Origin of the sequence: Pseudomonas yamanorum (genome assembly GCF_900105735.1) — a bacterium.
In the GTDB taxonomy this organism is placed as follows: domain Bacteria; phylum Pseudomonadota; class Gammaproteobacteria; order Pseudomonadales; family Pseudomonadaceae; genus Aquipseudomonas; species Aquipseudomonas yamanorum.
The window spans coordinates 4482917-4499855 of the sequence record NZ_LT629793.1 but is presented as its reverse complement, the minus strand read 5'-3'; the positions used below and the strand labels follow the sequence as shown (position 1 = coordinate 4499855).

The window sequence follows — 16939 nt, the reverse complement described above, 5'->3', positions numbered from 1 at the left end:
TTAAGCCTTAGCGCATATCGCGTTCGACACCAGACAGACTCGCCTGGAAAGCCTCACGCGCAAACTGGCGCTCCATGTAGTCAAGCAGCGGCTTGGCAGGCCGCGGCAATTCAATGCCCAAAATCGGCAAGCGCCAGAGTATGGGTAATAGGCAGCAATCCACCAGACTTTGTTCCTCGCTGAGGAAAAAAGGTTTGTCGGCAAATAACGGCGAAACACCGGTCAGACTCTCACGCAATTCCTTGCGCGCCTGAACCCGGGCGGCTTCTTTGCTACGTGAATCCAGAATCAGGTCCACCAGGCCACACCAGTCACGCTGGATCCGATGGATCAGCAGGCGGCTGTTGGCACGCGCCACCGGATACACCGGCAACAACGGCGGATGGGGATAACGCTCATCCAAGTATTCCATCACCACGGTTGACTCCCACAACGCCAGGTCACGATCGACCAGGGTGGGCAAGCTGCCGTAAGGGTTCACTTCGATCAGTTTCGGCGGGTGACGACCAGCCTCCACAGTAATGATCTCTGCGCTGACACCCTTCTCTGCGAGCACGATGCGTACTCGGTGGGAATAGTGGTCGGCGGGGTCGGAGTAACAGGCCAACCGATTGGTCACGCCCATGGCGGTCCTCCTCGCTTGTTGAAATTATCGGAAGCTCAAAAACGAGCGCGCCCAGTGAGCATCTCCGTGACGCCTGGATAAACCAGACTTACCTTCAGAGATGCCGCTGGGCGCGCAAGATTAACAGCAATTACTTACGGTTGGATCAATGCACATCCTTCCAGTATTCGCGTTTCAGCAGATAGGCGAACACGAAGAGGAAGGCCAGGTACAGCAACACATAGGTACCAATGCGCTGATGCTGCAGCTTCACTGGGTTGGCCGAGTAGGCCAGGAAGGTCACCAGATTCTTGACCTTCTCGTCGAACTGCTCTTCGTTCAGCGCGCCGGTCTTCGGCACTATGGTCAGCTGATCGCACGCTTCATGAGTCAAAGGCGTACCGGTGAGCGGATCATACTGCTTCTTGCCGTCTTCGACGATTTGTACTTGCTTGCATCCTACCACTTGGCGGCCTTGCAGGCCGACCAGAACGTTCGGCATACCGACGTTCGGGAACACTTTGTTGTTCACGCCGTAGGGACGCGACGGGTCTTCATAGAAGGACTTCAGGTAGCCGTAGAGCCAATCGGTGCCCCGTACACGGGCCACCAGGGTCAGGTCGGGCGGTGCAGCCCCGAACCAGGTCTTGGCGTCGGCAGGTTGCATGCCGATGGTCATGTGGTCGCCGATCTTCGCACCGGTGAACACCGAGTGGCTGAGCATCACGTCATGGGGAATGCCCAGGTCGTCGGCCACTCGCTCGTAACGCTGGAACTTGGCGCTGTGGCAGCCCATGCAGTAGTTGGTGAACGTACGCAGCCCGTCCTGCATTGCGGCCTTGTCCGACACGTCGATGTCGACTTTTTCCAGCTCTGGGCCGTGTTCAGCGGCGAAAGACAGCAGCGGCAGGGCCGCAAGAATGAATGCAACGAATAATTTTTTCATCAGCCAGTCACCCTTTCCGGTACCGGTTTGGTCTTCTCGAGCCGGGTGTAGAACGGCATCAGAATGAAGTAGGCGAAGTACAGGAAGGTGCAGACCTGCGACAGCAACGTACGCTCCGGGGTCGGCGCCAGTACGCCCAGCACACCCAGGATCACGAACGCGATGCAGAACACCCACAGCCAGATCTTGCTCAGCCAGCCCTTGTAGCGCATGGACTTGACCGGGCTACGGTCGAGCCAAGGCAGCACGAACAGCACCGCAATCGCCGCGCCCATGGCCATGACGCCCATGAGTTTGTCGGGAATCGCCCGCAAGATCGCGTAGAACGGGGTGAAGTACCAGACCGGCGCAATGTGTTCCGGGGTCTTGAAGGCGTTCGCCTGTTCGAAGTTCGGTTTCTCGAGGAAATAACCGCCCATCTCCGGGAAAAAGAACACGATCGAGCAGAAGATGAACAGGAACACCACCACGCCGACGATATCTTTCACGGTGTAGTACGGGTGGAACGGAATGCCGTCCAGCGGTACGCCGTTTTCGTCCTTGTGCTTCTTGATGTCCACGCCGTCGGGGTTGTTCGAACCCACTTCGTGCAACGCCAGAATGTGCAGCACCACCAGGCCGAGAATCACGATCGGCAAGGCCACCACGTGCAAGGCGAAGAAGCGGTTCAGGGTGATCCCGGAAATCAGGTAGTCACCACGAATCCACTGGGTCAGGTCGTTGCCGATGACCGGGATCGCACCAAACAGCGAGATGATCACCTGGGCACCCCAGTAGGACATCTGGCCCCACGGCAGCAGGTAGCCCATGAAGGCCTCGGCCATCAGCGCCAGGTAGATCAGCATGCCGAACACCCACACCAGCTCGCGGGGCTTCTGGTACGACCCGTAGAGCAAACCACGGAACATGTGCATGTAGACGACGATGAAGAACGCAGAGGCGCCGGTGGAGTGCAGCAGACGCAGGATCGAGCCGTACTCGACGTCGCGCATGATGTATTCGACGGAGGCGAAGGCTTCTTCGGCCGACGGAGTGTAGCTCATCGTCAGCCAGACACCGGTAACGATCTGGTTGACCAGTACCAAAAGTGCCAGGGAGCCAAAGAAATAGAAGAAGTTGAAATTCTTCGGTGCGTAGTACTTGCTGAGATGGTCTTCCCACATTTTGGTCGCGGGGAAGCGCGCATCCACCCAATCCATGAACTTGCTCATCAGGCTTTCTCCCCCTCGTCGACGCCAATGACAATGACACTGTCAGTCTCGTAGTGATGTGGCGGAACTGGCAGGTTCAGTGGTGCGGGTTGTGACTTGTAGACGCGGCCAGCGAGGTCGTAGTGAGAACCATGGCACGGGCAGAAATAGCCCCCGACCCAGTCCTTGCCCAGGTCCGCAGGCGCCACTTCCGGGCGGAAGGTGGGAGAGCAACCCAAGTGGGTGCAGATACCGATCAGCAGCAGAATCTCCGGCTTGATCGAGCGAATTTCCTTATCGACGTAAGCGGGTTGGTCGGAATTCTTCGAGTCGGGGTCGGACAGCTGGCCCTCGATCTTCTTCAGATTTCCCAGGATTTCCTCGGTACGACGAACGATGAACACTGGCTGACCGCGCCATTCAGCAATCATTTGCTGGCCTGGGTCGATCTTGCTGATATTCACCTTCACCGGTGCACCTGCGGCTTTCGCCTTGGCACTGGGAAACCATGACCCCACGAACGGGACCGCAGCCCCCACCGCTCCTGCAGCACCCACCACGGATGTGGCTGCTACCAAGAAGCGACGCCGGCCTGCATTCACGCCGTCATTGCTCATTCAGTCCTCTCCCATCAGCTTTGTGGCCTGTTAAATCAGGCGTCTACTAAGTGTTAAATCTGAACTTATAAAAATTTTGCCGAATGGTAATGAAAAGCCCCACGTCTGACAAGGTAATTACCCCCGGCACTGGCTCCAAGCCTTTGAGTATAGGGGCTCTACGGATGTGGCAAGTTGTCACAGAGATTTTTTTACATAAATAGCAGGCAATAAAAAACGCCCAGCTCCGTGAGGAGGCTGGGCGTTTTCTGGAACGTAAAAGCGAATTAACGCTTCGAGTACTGCGGACGCTTACGCGCTTTACGCAGACCAACTTTCTTACGTTCAACTTCACGAGCATCGCGAGTCACGAAGCCAGCTTTGCGCAGAGCGCCACGCAGGGTTTCGTCGTACTGCATCAGAGCGCGAGTGATACCGTGGCGGATTGCGCCAGCTTGACCACTTACACCGCCACCGATAACGGTGACGTAGATGTCGAACTTTTCAACGGTCTCGGTCAATTCCAGCGGCTGACGAACTACCATGCGGGCAGTTTCGCGACCGAAGAAGTTTTCCAGAGTGCGGTTGTTGATCGAGATGTTACCAGTACCCGGACGCAGGAAAACGCGAGCGGTAGCGGTTTTGCGACGGCCAGTGCCGTAATTTTGAGTCGCCGACATAATGAACTATTCCGTTAAAACTTCAGTTCTTGGGGCTGCTGAGCAGCATGAGGGTGAGCAGCGCCCGCATAGACTTTCAGCTTGCGATACATGTCGCGACCCAGTGGGCCCTTCGGCAGCATACCTTTGACCGCGATTTCAATCGGGGCTTCAGGCTTTTTGGAGATCAGGCCTTCGAAGTTCGAAGACTTGATACCGCCTGGGAAACCGGAGTGACGGTAGTACATTTTGTCTTGCGCTTTGTTGCCGGTAACACGTACCTGCTCGGCGTTGATGATGACAATGTAGTCACCGGTATCAACGTGAGGGGTGTACTCAGGCTTGTGCTTGCCACGCAGACGGCTGGCGACTTCAGTGGCCAGACGACCCAGGGTCTGACCAGCGGCGTCGACGACAAACCAGTCGCGCTGAACTGTTTCTGGTTTTGCAGTAAAAGTTGTCATTCTTTAATAGCCTCAGGGGCCGCCCTGTAAATTAGACGGCGGATCTTACTGAATAGTGCGTACTTTGACAAGTCAAAGGCAGCCGGATACAGACGCTATCGGGGGCTCGGGTCGGCGCGTCCGTTCAACGGCAAGATTCTTCGGCAGGCGGCGCATCACTTCCACTGCAGAAAGAGGTGGGCAATTATGCAGATTGCCAAAAAAATTTCAACCTGCTTTTATGATTGTTTTCCCTGAAGGAGTACCCGATGGACTATCGACAGCTGGGCCGAACCGATCTGAACGTGAGCGCGATAGCCTTGGGCACCATGACCTGGGGCGAGCAGAACAGCGAGGCAGAGGCCTTCGCACAGATCGAACGGGCCAAGGCCGCCGGGATCAACTTCCTCGACACCGCGGAAATGTACCCGGTACCGCCCAAGGCAGATACCTACGCCACCACCGAGCGCTACATCGGTAATTACTTCAAAAGCCGCGGCGACCGTGCCGACTGGATCCTCGCCAGCAAGATCGCCGGCCCCGGCAACACCATCGACTACATCCGCGATGGCAGCCTCAAGCACAACCGCAAGCACATCGCCGAAGCCCTGGACGCGAGCCTCAAGCGCTTGCAAACCGACTGGATCGACCTCTACCAGCTGCACTGGCCCGAGCGCAGCACCAACTTTTTCGGACAGCTGGGCTACAAGCACAAGGCCGAAGAAGACCTGACGCCGCTGGAAGAAACCCTTGAAGCGCTGGATGAGCAGGTCAAGGCCGGCAAGATACGCCACATCGGCCTGTCCAACGAAACCCCGTGGGGCACCATGAAGTTCCTGGCCCTGGCCGAAGCCCGTGGCTGGACCCGCGCCGTGTCGATCCAAAACCCTTACAACCTGCTCAACCGCAGCTTTGAAGTGGGCCTGGCGGAAATCGCCATCCGTGAGCAATGTGGCTTGCTGGCTTATTCACCACTGGCGTTTGGCATGCTCAGCGGCAAATACGAAGGTGGCGCACGCCCGGCCAAGGGTCGCCTGAGTCTCTATAGCCGTTTCAGCCGCTACTTCAACCCGCAGTCGGAAGCTGCGTGCAGCCGTTACGTGGCACTGGCCCGTGAGCACGGCCTGGACCCGGCGCAGATGGCATTGGCGTTTGTGACCCAGCAACCCTTCGTGACCAGCAACATCATTGGCGCCACGACTCTGGAGCAGTTGGACAGCAACATCGCCAGTGCCGATCTGAAACTGTCGGATGAGGTGCTGGCGGGGATCGAGGCGATCCAGAAGGATCATCCGAACCCTGCGCCTTGATTGATTCCTAGACCGCCTTCGCGAGCAAGCCCGCTCCCACATTCGACTGCATTCCAAAGGTGGAACCCGGTCGAATGTGGGAGCGGGCTTGCTCGCGAAGAGGCCCTCAAAAACACCAAGAATTCAAAGCGCCCGCGCAATAATCTCCTTCATGATCTCATTCGTCCCCGCATAAATCCGCTGCACCCGCGCATCTGCCCACGCCCGTGCAATCGGGTATTCCCACATGAAACCGTAACCCCCGTGCAGTTGCACACACTCATCCAGCACCTTGCATTGCAGGTCTGTGGCCCAGTACTTGGCCATCGCGGCCGTCGGCACATCAAGCTTGCCTTCGAGGTGCAGTTCCATGCACTTATCGACAAACACCCGGCCAATCTGGGTTTCCGTCGCAATCTCCGCCAGTTTGAAGCGAGTATTCTGGAAATCGATGATCGCCTTGCCGAACGCCTTGCGGTCGCGGGTGTACTCCAGCGTCCATTGCAACGCCGCCTCAGCTGACGACAGCGCACCAATCGCCACCGTCAGACGCTCCTGCGGCAGCTCCTGCATCAGATAGGCAAAGCCCATCCCCGCCTGCCCCAGCAGATTCTCCTTGGGTACCCGCACATCCTGGAAGAACAGCTCCGACGTATCCTGGGCCTTCATCCCGACCTTCTCCAGGCGCTTGCCCTTGTCGAAGCCCGGCGTATTGGCTTCCACCAGGAACAGGCTCGTACCCTTGGCACCTGCCTTGGGATCAGTCTTGGCAACAACGATCACCAGGTCCGCCAGGAAGCCATTGGTAATGAACGTCTTGGAGCCGTTGATCACGTATTCATCACCGTCCAGTACAGCGGTGGTCTTGACCCCTTGCAGGTCGGACCCGGCCCCCGGCTCGGTCATGGCGATGGCCGTGACCATCTCCCCGGAGATCAGCTTGGGCAGGTACTTGTGCTTCAGCGCTTCACTGCCGTAATGCAGGATGTACGGCGCGACAATGTCCGAATGCAGGGAGAAACCAATCCCGGTCAGCCCCAGGCGGCTGATCTCTTCGATCACCACGGCGCTGTAGAGAAAGTCCGCCCCGAGGCCGCCGTACTCTTCCGGCAAATGCGAGCAGAGCATCCCCGCCTCCCCTGCCTTGTTCCACAGGTTACGGTCGATATAGCCCTGCTTTTCCCATTGCCCGTGGAACGGCGCCGCGTCTTTTTCGAGGAAGGTGCGCACGCTCTGGCGGAAGAGTTCGTGCTCCGAGCTGAACAAGGTTCTGGGAATCATGGCTCACCTGCGTGAATTGTCGGACAAGACCGGAATCACAGAGCCTAAGCCGCGAAGGCGTCACAGGACACTGGACACATGCGACAAAAAATAAGACGATCCAGCCGTCTGGTGACCACTTTCCCCTATAAGAATAAATGAAATTATGTCTAACCAAATCTCCACGCCCTTGCGGCGCGTCAGCATTTTGGCCATTGATCGGGTATTCGCTTCAACCCTCATGCAAGCCAAGGATTTCTTCCACCTCGCGAGCCTGCGCTACGGCAAACAGCTGGGCCAGGGCCTTACTCCCGCCTTCGAAACCCGCCTGGTCAGCCCCGATGGGCAATCGGTGCGCAGCTTCAGCGATGTGATCATGCCGGTGGACGGAGGCCTCGAAAACGCCGACATCATCGTGCTCCCGGCCTTCTGGGACGACTTCGACTCGTTGTGCCAACGCTACCCACAAGTGCTGCCCTGGCTGCGCGAACAACATGCCCGTGGCGCCGTGCTGTGCGGCGAGGCCACCGGCGTGTTCTGGCTCGCCGAAGCCGGCCTGCTGGACGGCAAGGAAGCGACCACCTACTGGCGCTTCTTCAACGCCTTCAGCGAACGCTTTCCCAAGGTGCAACTGAACCAGGACAAGCACCTGACCGACGCCGACAACCTCTACTGCGCCGGCGGCACCACCTCGGCCTGCGACCTCTACATCTACCTGATCGAACGCTTCTGCGGCGCCAACATCGCTCAGGCCGTGGCCCGCGATATCCTTTACGAAGTGCAGCGCAGCTATGCGCCCGGGCGCATCGGTTTTGGCGGCCAGAAGCTGCACCAGGACGTGATCATCCTGCAGATCCAGCATTGGCTCGAAGAGCACTTCGCCGACAAGTTCCGCTTCGAAGACGTGGCCCGGGAACACGGCATGAGCATCCGCAACTTCATGCGCCGCTTCCAGACCGCCACCGGCGACAAGCCGCTGCATTACCTGCAACGGTTGCGAATCGAGACGGCCAAGGGCTTGCTGTCCGGCAGCCGTAAAAGCATCAAGACCATCAGTTATGAAGTGGGTTACGACGACGCAAGCTTCTTTGCACGGCTGTTCCGGCAGCACACCGAGCTGTCGCCCAACCAGTACCGCCAGCAATTCCAGCAGGCCGCGTAGCCAAAGGATATACACAGTAAAAATGTGGGAGCTGGCTTGCCTGCGATGGCGGCGTGTCAGGCACCAGATGCATAGCTGACAGACCGCTATCGCGGGCAAGCCCGGCTCCCACAGTTGATTTCTGTTGACCTGGAAATTTTGCATAAAAAAGGCCCGCATCGCTGCGGGCCTTTTTATTTCGAACACATCGCTTAAGGCTTGTGCGCCCGCGACAGGAACTCGTGGGACTGCATTTCCAGCAAGCGGCTCAAGGTCCGTTGGAACTCGAAGTTCAAGCGACCGCCGGTATAGAGGTCCTTGAGCTCGACTTCCGCCGAGATGATCAGCTTGACGTTACGGTCGTAGAATTCGTCGACCATGTTGATAAAGCGCCGCGCGATGTCGTCGGTGGTGACGCTCATCTGCTCGACGCCGCTCAGGATCACCGCGTGGAAGATCTTGCCCAGTTCGATGTAGTCGTTCTGGCTGCGAGGGCCGTCGCACAGTTCGCGGAAGTCGAACCAGGCCACGTCGTCGCAGGTGCGCAGCGCGATGATTTCGCGGTTTTCGATGATCAACTTGTCGTTTTCCACCGCCTGGGTGCATTCCGGCGTCAGGGCACGGAAGCTCTTGCGCAGGCTTTCCTGGGCCACTTCATTGAGCGGGAAGTGGAACAGTTCGGCTTGCTCAAGGTGACGCAGGCGGTAGTCGACGCCGCTGTCGACGTTGACGATGTCGGTGTTCTGCTTGATCAGGGCGATGGCCGGCAGGAAGCGCGCGCGTTGCAGGCCGTCCTTGTACAGGCCGTCAGGCACGATGTTCGAGGTGGCGACCAGGGTCACGCCGTTCTTGAACAGCTCTTCCATCAAGGTGCCGAGGATCATCGCGTCGGTAATGTCGGAGACGAAGAACTCATCGAAACAAATCACCCTGGCTTCTTCCGAGAAACGCTTGGCGATGATGGTGAGCGGGTTCTTCTCGCCCGGCAGGGTCTTCATCTCTTCGTGCACGCGCTTCATGAAGCGGTGGAAGTGAGTACGGACCTTTTCCTTGAACGGCAGCGCTTCAAAGAAGGTATCGACCAGGTAAGTCTTGCCCCGGCCAACGCCACCCCAGAAGTACAAGCCCTTGACCGGCGTGTGGTCTTTCTTGCCAAACAACTTGCTGAACATGCCCGGCTTGTTCTGCGAGGCCTGGACCAGATCGTCGTACAGGCGCTGCAAATGGCGCACCGCAGTTTCCTGGGCAGCGTCATGGAAGAATTCAGGGCGTTTCAGATCAGCTTGATATCGTTCTAGGGGCGTCATAATTCGTTAGCAAGGCAACAAAAACGGGCCGCCACTGTAACGACGGCCCTGAAGAATGGCAATCAACCCTTGGTCGGGTCAATCCTCGATTGGGGTCAACGCAACGCGCAAGGCTTCGATCGCGGCATCCCGCGAGGCACTGTCGGCGAACGCCGGGCTATCGGCGACAGCAGCACCTTCCAGCCATACGCTGAAGCTCAGGGCCTCGCTGCGTACATCCAGCGCCTGACCCGATTGCAGCTGCTTGGTCACCGCACCTGCGGTTTTACCGTCGGCAAAGTTACGCGACAGCAGCAGTTGCTCACCTTCGGCCGCCAGCAAACGGAAGCGGAAGCTGCCGTCGTCTTCGCGGAAGCTGACAAAACGTGCAGCTTTCGCAGCTTTTTTCTTGGTGGTGGCGGCAACGGCGACCGGATTGACGAACGAACGCAGGCCCACCGCTTCACGCAGCTCGGCCAGGAACGGTGCAGCCACGGCACGGGCTTTACGGGCACCGATCAGCAGCAGGTCTTCCATGTCCGACGGACGCGACATCAACTGGTGGTAACGCTCGCGCGCTTCACCCAGTTGGCCGTCCAGCAGTTGGAACAGACGGTTCTTCGCCTCGCCCCAGCCCAGGCCTTGCAGCAGTTCGCCGCGGAACTCTTCTTCCTGAGCCTTGGTGGCAAACGCCTGGTACAGGGTGAACAGGTGCGAGTTGTCCGGATCCTTGGCTTCGCCCGGCGCGCGGGAGTCGGTGACGATCCGCGAGATCGCGTCCTTCATGTCCTTGGCGCTGGTGAACAACGGGATGGTGTTGTCGTAGCTCTTCGACATCTTGCGGCCATCCAGGCCTGGCAAGGTGGCGACGCTTTCTTCGATCAGCGCCTCGGGCATGGTGAAGAATTCTTTACCGTTGCCGAACAGGTGGTTGAAGCGCTGGCCAATGTCGCGGGCCATTTCCACGTGCTGGATCTGGTCACGACCGACCGGCACCTTGTGGGCGTTGAACATCAGGATGTCCGCGGCCATCAGCACCGGGTAGCTGTACAGGCCCATGGTGATGCCCGCATCCGGGTCTTCGCCGTTCTCCAGGTTCTTGTCCACCGAGGCCTTGTAGGCGTGCGCACGGTTGAGCAGGCCCTTGGCCGCCACGCAGGTCAGCAGCCAGGTCAGCTCGGGGATTTCCGGGATGTCGGACTGGCGGTAGAAGGTTACCCGGTTCACATCCAGGCCGCCGGCCAGCCAGGTCGCAGCGATTTCCATGCGCGAGCGCTGGATGCGCTGCGGGTCATCGCACTTGATCAGGGCGTGGTAGTCGGCCAGGAAGTAGAAGGAGTCGGCGTTGACGTCCTGGCTGGCAAGGATCGCCGGGCGAATCGCGCCGGCGTAGTTGCCCAGGTGCGGCGTGCCGGTAGTGGTGATGCCGGTAAGGATGCGGGTACGTGTCGTCATGGGTGATCGCTTGTCATCAATTCGAAAGACGTGGCAGCACAAGATCCTTGAGATCGGTCAGCTTGCCATGAAAAAAGTGTCCGCATTCTGCCACTTTCAGCAGCTCATGGGGGCGATTCAGGGCGGCGGACCAGTCGTAGACGAGTTGTGGGTCGACCACTTCGTCGGTTTCCGGCTGGATCACGGTCAATGGGCAGCCTTGTGGCAGCACGTCGTTATCCCGCAGGCGCATCACCGCCGCGGCCACCATAAACAGGTGCGCGAGTTTTTCGCCCTTGGCTTCCAGGCGGCCGCCGAGGGTGGCCGCCACAAACCCGCCGAAGGAAAAACCCAGCAGGGTGATCGGCAGGTCGGGATGTTTTTCACGCAGCCAGGTGGCCGCGGCTTCGGCGTCGTCGACTTCACCGGTGCCCATATCGTGCGTACCGGCGCTGGCGCCGACACCGCGATAATTGAAACGTAACGTGATCAAGCCGGCATCCCGCGCGGTGCGTTGCAGGGTCGATACGACTTTGTTGAGCATGGTACCGCCCTGCACCGGGTTAGGGTGGCAGATCAGCGCCAGGCCACGTGGCTCGGGGTGATCCAGATACAGGGCTTCCAGTTGGCCTACCGGGCCATCGATCAAAACGGGGGTTTCACGCATCAGCAAGGAAGGAACTCCGTGACCTCTCAAAGGGTCGACTCGTCTAGCTAAAAGTCTGTGCATGGCATCATTGCGAGCTTAATCGCGGTATACAGCGCAGGTCCGAGCCGTTAACGTAAAGCAAAGCCGTTTATAGAGGAAGGACTCGTGGAACACTCGCTCTTAGTTTGGTTGTTGCCGACTCTCGCCTTGGTTGCCGGTGTCGCCATTGGATTCCTGGTTGCCCGCCTGCTGCCGAATGCCGCGCCTAACCGCACGCAGCGTCAGTTGGATGACATTCAGGAACGTTTTGACAGTTATCAGAACGAGGTTGTTACCCACTTCAACAGCACCGCGACCCTGGTGAAAAAGCTCACTCAGAGCTATCAGGAAGTACAGGATCATCTCGCCGAGGGTGCCAACCGCCTGGCCCTGGACGACATCACCCGCCAGCGTCTGCTGGCCGCGCTGCATTCCGATGCACCGCAAGCGCCACGGGAACGCCTGACCCCACCCCGGGAAAACCAGGAACCGCCACGGGACTACGCGCCAAAAACGCCAAACGCCCCGGGGATGCTGGATGAGCATTACGGCTTGAAGAAGTAATACCTTTTCAAGCGACATGAAAAAGCCCGGCTGATCGATGATCAGCCGGGCTTTTTTGTTGGACGCAGGTCGACCAGACAACACTGATCCAATGTGGGAGCGGGCTTGCTCGCGAAGGCGGTGGGTCAGTTAATACATCGGGTGACTGACACACTGCATTCGCGAGCAAGCCCGCTCCCACATTGACCGCGCCCTGCCTCAGGACACGGGTTGTTCTTGTAGCTGCCCGTCCTGTATCCGCACATGCCGCCCATGGAAACGCTTGAGGCTGCTGCGATGCCCGACGCTGACGATGCTCAAGCCCGGCAACTCATCGATCAACGTCTGATACAGCGCTGCTTCATCTTCCTCATCCATCGCCGACGTGGCCTCGTCCATGTACAGCCATTGCGGTTCAAACAACAACGCCCGGGCAAACGCCAGGCGCTGCTGCTCACCCGGTGACAGCATGCGCTGCCAGTGATTGGCTTCGTCCAGGCGTGGGATCAGGTGCGCCAGGCGGCAGGTTTCCAGTACCTGTGCATAACGTTCCGCCGGATACGCGCCCTCCTCCTGTGGATAACTCAACACGCCACGCAGCGTACCAATCGGTAGATACGGTTTCTGCGGCAGGAACAAATAACGCTCGGCCGGCAAACGAATGTTGCCATGGCCGTTTGGCCACAAATTGCCCATGGCCCGCAGCAAGGTTGATTTGCCGCTGCCGGAACGACCGCTGAGCATCAGGCGCTCACCTTCGGCAACCGTCAGGTTGGCGCCTTCGAGCAGATGACGACCATCCGCCAGATCCAGGCTGAGGTTATTCACCTGCAAACCGCCGCCCTGGCGCTGCAACTCGATGCCCATGTTGCGGCCTTCGTTTTCTTCCATCGCCTCGCCGAAGCTCAGCAGACGATCACAGGTCGCACGCCAGCTGGCCAACACGGTGTACGCGTCGACAAACCAACTGAGGCTGCCCTGCACACTGCCAAACGCCTGGGCGACTTGCATCAGTACGCCCAATTCGATCTTGCCGGAAAAGTAACGCGGCGCTGCCACCACAAACGGGAAGATGATCGCGATCTGCGAGTAACCGCTGGTGAAGAAATTCAGGCGCTTCTTGAGCTGCATGATGCTCCAGAAGTTGCTCCACACCCGCCCGAAACGCGCACTCAGTTGCTGGTGTTCATTGGGCTCGCCATTGAACAGCGCGATGCTTTCCGCGTTCTCGCGTACCCGCACCAGGCTGAAACGCAAGTCAGCCTCGAAGCGTTGTTGACGGTTGCTCAAGCCGATCAGTTTTCGACCAATCAAATGGGTCAACCAACTGCCCAGCACCGCATAGACCAGCGCCGCCCAGAACATGTAGCCGGGAATCGTGATGCCCCACACTTCGATGCTGCCGGACACGCCCCACAGAATCACCGAGAACGACACCAGGCTCACCAGGTTACTGATGAAACCCAGGCCCAGGCTCAGGGTGCTGCTGGTGAAGGCGTTGAGGTCTTCGGAGATACGTTGGTCGGGGTTATCGGTGTAGCCGCCGTATTCCAGGTGGTAGTAGTTCTTCTGGCTCAGCCACTTGGCAAAATAGGTTTCGGTCAGCCAGCGCCGCCAGCGGATGGTGAGCATTTGCTGCAAATAGGAGGTGAACACCCCGGTGACGATCGCCACCACGGCGATCACGCTGAAATACATCAGCAAGTGGGTGAAGGCGTCGTAGTCCTTCTTTTCCAGGGCGTTGTAGAAGTCGCGGTTCCAGCTGTTGAACCACACCGACACCGCCACACTGAACAGTGACAGCCCCAGCACCACCAGCAGCAACAGCCAGGCCTTGCCCTTCTCCTCACTGCGCCAGTAAGGGGTGATCAGCGCCCACACTTTCCTTAAAAATTGCCCACGCACCGCGTCATTGACCGCGGAATACTCAGCGTTCTGATTCATTGTTCAGGCTCGGTAGGAAAAAAATAACAGGCGTTTGAACCGATCATAGACGATCGGTTCAGGGCTCCGTGCGGCCTGACGCAGATTGTTCAGTCGCCGTTCAACGTCGAACCGGGCGTTTCTGCAACTTGCGCTGCAACGTTCGACGGTGCATGCCCAGGGCGCGGGCCGTGGCGGAGATATTGCCTTCGTGCTCGGTCAGCACCCGCTGGATGTGTTCCCACTGCAGGCGGTCCACCGACATCGGGTTTTCCGGCACCAGGGTGTCGAGGTCGGCGTGCTCGGAGAGCAAGGCGGCCAGCACGTCGTCGGCGTCTGCCGGCTTGCACAGGTAGTTGCAGGCACCCCGCTTGATCGCCTCGACGGCGGTGGCAATGCTGGAATAGCCGGTGAGGATCACCACGCGCATTTCCGGGTCCAGCTCCAGCAGCTTGGGCAGCAGCACCAGGCCGGAGTCGCCGTCCATTTTCAGGTCCAGGGCCGCGTATTCCGGCAGGTCGGCCGTGGCGATGGCCAGGCCTTCTTCGGCGGATCCGGCGGTACTCACGCGAAAGCCACGACGGCTCATGGCGCGGGCCATCACGCGGGTAAAGGTGGCGTCGTCATCTACCAGCAGCAGGTGCGGCAGTTCTTCGCCTTCGACTTGGATCTCGTCACTCATCGATGTCTCCTCGTGCGACACGGGGCAGGCGCAGCTCGGTGAGCGTGCCGCCTTCCTCATGACTATAGAGTTTCACTGAGCCGCCCGCGCGAGTCACGCTGGCCTTGCTCAAAAACAGGCCCAGGCCGAAGCCTTTGCCCTTGGTGGTAAAGAAGGGCTTGCCGATCTGCTCGGCAATCGCCAGCGGCACGCCGGCACCGTGGTCGCGAATGCTGATGGTGAAGTCTTCCACGTCCCAGTCCAGGGTCACTTCCAACCCTTCCGGGCAGGCATCGGCGGCGTTGTTCAGCAGATTCAGCAGCGCCTGGGTCAGGTCCGGCGGCGGCGCCATGCGCGGCACCGTGCCCTGGCCCAGCAGGTGGAAACGGTAGCTGGCTTCGGGACGCATCAGGTGCCAGCGGTTCAGGGCTTCGTCGAGCCACTGGGTGACGTCCTGCATCTCCACTGCCAGGCGGCGATTGGCTTCGGCGGCGCGCACCAGTTGTTGCAACGTCAGCTTGCACTGCTTGACCTGTTCCTGCAGCACACTCAGGTCGTCTTGCAGGGCCGGGTCGTGGTGGTCCTGGGTCATTTCCTTGAGCAGTACGCTCATGGTCGCCAGCGGCGTGCCCAGTTCGTGAGCCGCGCCGGCGGCCTGGGTGGCGACGGCCAGCAACTGCTGGTCCCGCAGGCCTTCTTCACGGCGAATGGCGCGCAACTCTTCCTGGCGCCGCAGCTCTTCCGCCATTCGTGCGGCAAAAAAGGTGATGACCGCCGCCGACAGGGCAAAGCTCAGCCACATGCCGTAGATCTGCAGGTTTTCCCGGGCGATGGGGAAGGTCTGCAACGGGTAGAACTGCGCCAGCAGCAGGGTGTAGAGGGTCAGGGCGATGCCCGACAGCACCACCGAATAACGCCACGGCAAGGTCACCGCCGCGATGGTCAGTGGCACCAGGTAATAAGAAACAAAGGGGTTGGTGGAACCGCCGGAGAAGTACAGCAACACACTGTGGATAAATAGGTCGCAGGCCAATTGCAGGGCGTATTCCAGCTCGGTCACAGGCCACGTGGTGCGCAGCCGGATGACGGTAAATACACACAGCACCGTGGAGAAGCCCAGGGTCACGGCCAACTGCAACCAAGGCAGCGGCAGCAGCTTGAACCAATAGGCGAGCCCCACCGAACCGGCCTGTGCGGCCAGCACCAGGGTGCGGATGAACGTCAGGCGCCAAAGGTTCTGGCGGGTGGCGGAAGTCAGTTTTACGGCGGCGAGCATGAGCTCTCCCGATGAGCGCTGCAGGCGGATCGCACGGAGTATAAACGAAGCGACAGCGCTGGCACGGCGTGTGTGGCTCTTTGACGCAGGGGTCAGGATCATGACCGTTCGTCGGCATCCGCCAACTTGTAGCGAATGTGTAAACCCGAAGAACTGAAACCTTGCGTCTACAGTCTTACCGAACACGAACATCTCAAGGAGCTTACATGTCTCGTTTCATTCGCAGTGCAGCCACCCTCACCCTCGGCGCCGCTACCCTCGCCAGCCTGCCGGCCATGGCCGCTGACGAACTGCATTACAACCAGATTTCCCTGCGTGCCGAAGTCAGCCAGGAAGTGGCGCGCGACCAGATGATCGTCACCCTGTACACCGAGTCGCAGAACACCGACCCGGCCAAGCTGGCCGCCGAAATCACCACCACCATGAACAAGGCGCTGGCCCAGGCCCGCGAAGTCAAAGGCGTGACCCTGCGCCAGGGCAGCCGCAACAGCTACCCGATCTACGACAACAAGAACCAGAAAATCACCGGCTGGCGTGAACGCGCTGAACTGCGCATGGAAAGTGCCGATTTCGCCGCCCTGTCCAAGCTCACCGGCGACATGCTGACCAACCTGAAAATGGACAGCATGGATTTCGCCATTGCCAACCCGACCCGCAAAGCCAGCGAAGATGCCCTGCTTAAAGAGGCGGTCACCGCGTTCAAGGCCCGTGCACAACTGGCCACCGATGCGCTGGGCGGCAAGGGCTACAAGATCGTCAACCTGAACTTCAACACCAACGGTTATCCACAGCCCTACGCCCGCGGTGGGATGATGATGAAAGCCGCAGCGATGGATTCGGCACCCACGCCGGAAGTCGAAGCCGGCACCAGCCAGGTCAACATGACCGCGGATGGCGTGATCGAAGTCCAGATGCCCTGATTGAGCGGTACCGGAGTTGCAATGACGCTGCCTACGGGCAGCGTTTTGCGTTCAGGTGAGAACATATCCTGCAACTCACG

Annotated in this window: 17 protein-coding genes; 4 read left to right on the top strand and 13 right to left on the bottom strand. The window is 59.2% G+C overall.

Going from position 1 to position 16939, the window contains the following annotated elements:
- Positions 1-7: 7 nt before the first annotated feature.
- From BLU46_RS21145 to rplM, 6 genes are all read right to left on the bottom strand, one after another.
- Positions 8-625, bottom strand: coding sequence for a glutathione S-transferase N-terminal domain-containing protein (locus BLU46_RS21145; RefSeq protein ID WP_010170749.1), 618 nt, complete (start codon positions 623-625; stop codon positions 8-10).
- Positions 626-770: 145 nt separating this feature from the next.
- Positions 771-1550 carry a cytochrome c1 gene (locus BLU46_RS21140; protein WP_093205137.1) on the bottom strand — a complete coding sequence of 260 codons (780 nt, stop codon included), beginning with the start codon at positions 1548-1550 and terminating at the stop codon, positions 771-773.
- Positions 1550-2761, bottom strand: a complete 1212-nt coding sequence (locus BLU46_RS21135; protein WP_017477749.1) for a cytochrome b — start codon at positions 2759-2761, stop codon at positions 1550-1552. The genes BLU46_RS21140 and BLU46_RS21135 overlap by 1 nt, the downstream gene beginning before the upstream one ends.
- The gene (gene petA, locus BLU46_RS21130; RefSeq protein ID WP_017477750.1) at positions 2761-3357 is read right to left on the bottom strand and encodes a ubiquinol-cytochrome c reductase iron-sulfur subunit; all 597 of its coding nucleotides are present in this window, start codon (positions 3355-3357) and stop codon (positions 2761-2763) included. The genes BLU46_RS21135 and petA overlap by 1 nt, the downstream gene beginning before the upstream one ends.
- A gap of 266 nt (positions 3358-3623) precedes the next feature.
- Complete coding sequence (gene rpsI, locus BLU46_RS21125; RefSeq protein WP_003216038.1) at positions 3624-4016, bottom strand: 30S ribosomal protein S9; 393 nt, start codon at positions 4014-4016, stop codon at positions 3624-3626.
- 14 nt (positions 4017-4030) lie between these two features.
- A complete protein-coding gene (rplM, locus tag BLU46_RS21120) occupies positions 4031-4459 on the bottom strand; it encodes a 50S ribosomal protein L13 (protein ID WP_003216032.1) in 429 nt (142 codons plus the stop codon).
- 248 nt (positions 4460-4707) lie between these two features.
- Between rplM and BLU46_RS21115 the strand changes: the two genes are divergently transcribed.
- Complete coding sequence (locus tag BLU46_RS21115; RefSeq protein ID WP_008437253.1) at positions 4708-5748, top strand: NADP(H)-dependent aldo-keto reductase; 1041 nt, start codon at positions 4708-4710, stop codon at positions 5746-5748.
- A 123-nt stretch (positions 5749-5871) separates the two neighbouring features.
- On the opposite strand, the gene BLU46_RS21110 is transcribed toward BLU46_RS21115, so the two are convergent.
- The gene (locus tag BLU46_RS21110; RefSeq protein ID WP_003216028.1) at positions 5872-7008 is read right to left on the bottom strand and encodes an acyl-CoA dehydrogenase family protein; all 1137 of its coding nucleotides are present in this window, start codon (positions 7006-7008) and stop codon (positions 5872-5874) included.
- Positions 7009-7228: 220 nt separating this feature from the next.
- Between BLU46_RS21110 and BLU46_RS21105 the strand changes: the two genes are divergently transcribed.
- Positions 7229-8149, top strand: a complete 921-nt coding sequence (locus BLU46_RS21105; RefSeq protein WP_172834601.1) for a GlxA family transcriptional regulator — start codon at positions 7229-7231, stop codon at positions 8147-8149.
- Positions 8150-8340: 191 nt separating this feature from the next.
- On the opposite strand, the gene zapE is transcribed toward BLU46_RS21105, so the two are convergent.
- From zapE to BLU46_RS21090, 3 genes are all read right to left on the bottom strand, one after another.
- Positions 8341-9435, bottom strand: a complete 1095-nt coding sequence (gene zapE, locus BLU46_RS21100) for a cell division protein ZapE (protein WP_026078003.1) — start codon at positions 9433-9435, stop codon at positions 8341-8343.
- 78 nt (positions 9436-9513) lie between these two features.
- Positions 9514-10869 (bottom strand): tryptophan--tRNA ligase, encoded by a 1356-nt coding sequence (locus tag BLU46_RS21095; protein ID WP_093205134.1) that lies wholly within the window; start codon positions 10867-10869, stop codon positions 9514-9516.
- Positions 10870-10885: 16 nt separating this feature from the next.
- A complete protein-coding gene (locus BLU46_RS21090; protein ID WP_026078004.1) occupies positions 10886-11515 on the bottom strand; it encodes an alpha/beta hydrolase in 630 nt (209 codons plus the stop codon).
- A 147-nt stretch (positions 11516-11662) separates the two neighbouring features.
- On the opposite strand from BLU46_RS21090, the gene BLU46_RS21085 reads away from it, so the two are divergent.
- On the top strand, positions 11663-12100 hold the full coding sequence (locus tag BLU46_RS21085) for a YhcB family protein (RefSeq protein ID WP_010170781.1): 438 nt from the start codon (positions 11663-11665) through the stop codon (positions 12098-12100).
- Positions 12101-12298: 198 nt separating this feature from the next.
- Here the strand turns inward: BLU46_RS21085 and BLU46_RS21080 are convergent, their stop codons facing one another.
- The 3 genes from BLU46_RS21080 to BLU46_RS21070 form a co-directional block, all read right to left on the bottom strand.
- The gene (locus tag BLU46_RS21080; protein ID WP_093205129.1) at positions 12299-14023 is read right to left on the bottom strand and encodes an ABC transporter ATP-binding protein/permease; all 1725 of its coding nucleotides are present in this window, start codon (positions 14021-14023) and stop codon (positions 12299-12301) included.
- Positions 14024-14123: 100 nt separating this feature from the next.
- Positions 14124-14684 carry a response regulator transcription factor gene (locus tag BLU46_RS21075; protein WP_003216016.1) on the bottom strand — a complete coding sequence of 187 codons (561 nt, stop codon included), beginning with the start codon at positions 14682-14684 and terminating at the stop codon, positions 14124-14126.
- The gene (locus BLU46_RS21070; protein ID WP_063027110.1) at positions 14677-15939 is read right to left on the bottom strand and encodes an ATP-binding protein; all 1263 of its coding nucleotides are present in this window, start codon (positions 15937-15939) and stop codon (positions 14677-14679) included. Before BLU46_RS21070 ends, BLU46_RS21075 begins: the two co-directional genes overlap by 8 nt.
- A gap of 206 nt (positions 15940-16145) precedes the next feature.
- On the opposite strand from BLU46_RS21070, the gene BLU46_RS21065 reads away from it, so the two are divergent.
- Positions 16146-16859, top strand: a complete 714-nt coding sequence (locus tag BLU46_RS21065; protein WP_003216012.1) for an SIMPL domain-containing protein — start codon at positions 16146-16148, stop codon at positions 16857-16859.
- Positions 16860-16939: the final 80 nt, after the last annotated feature.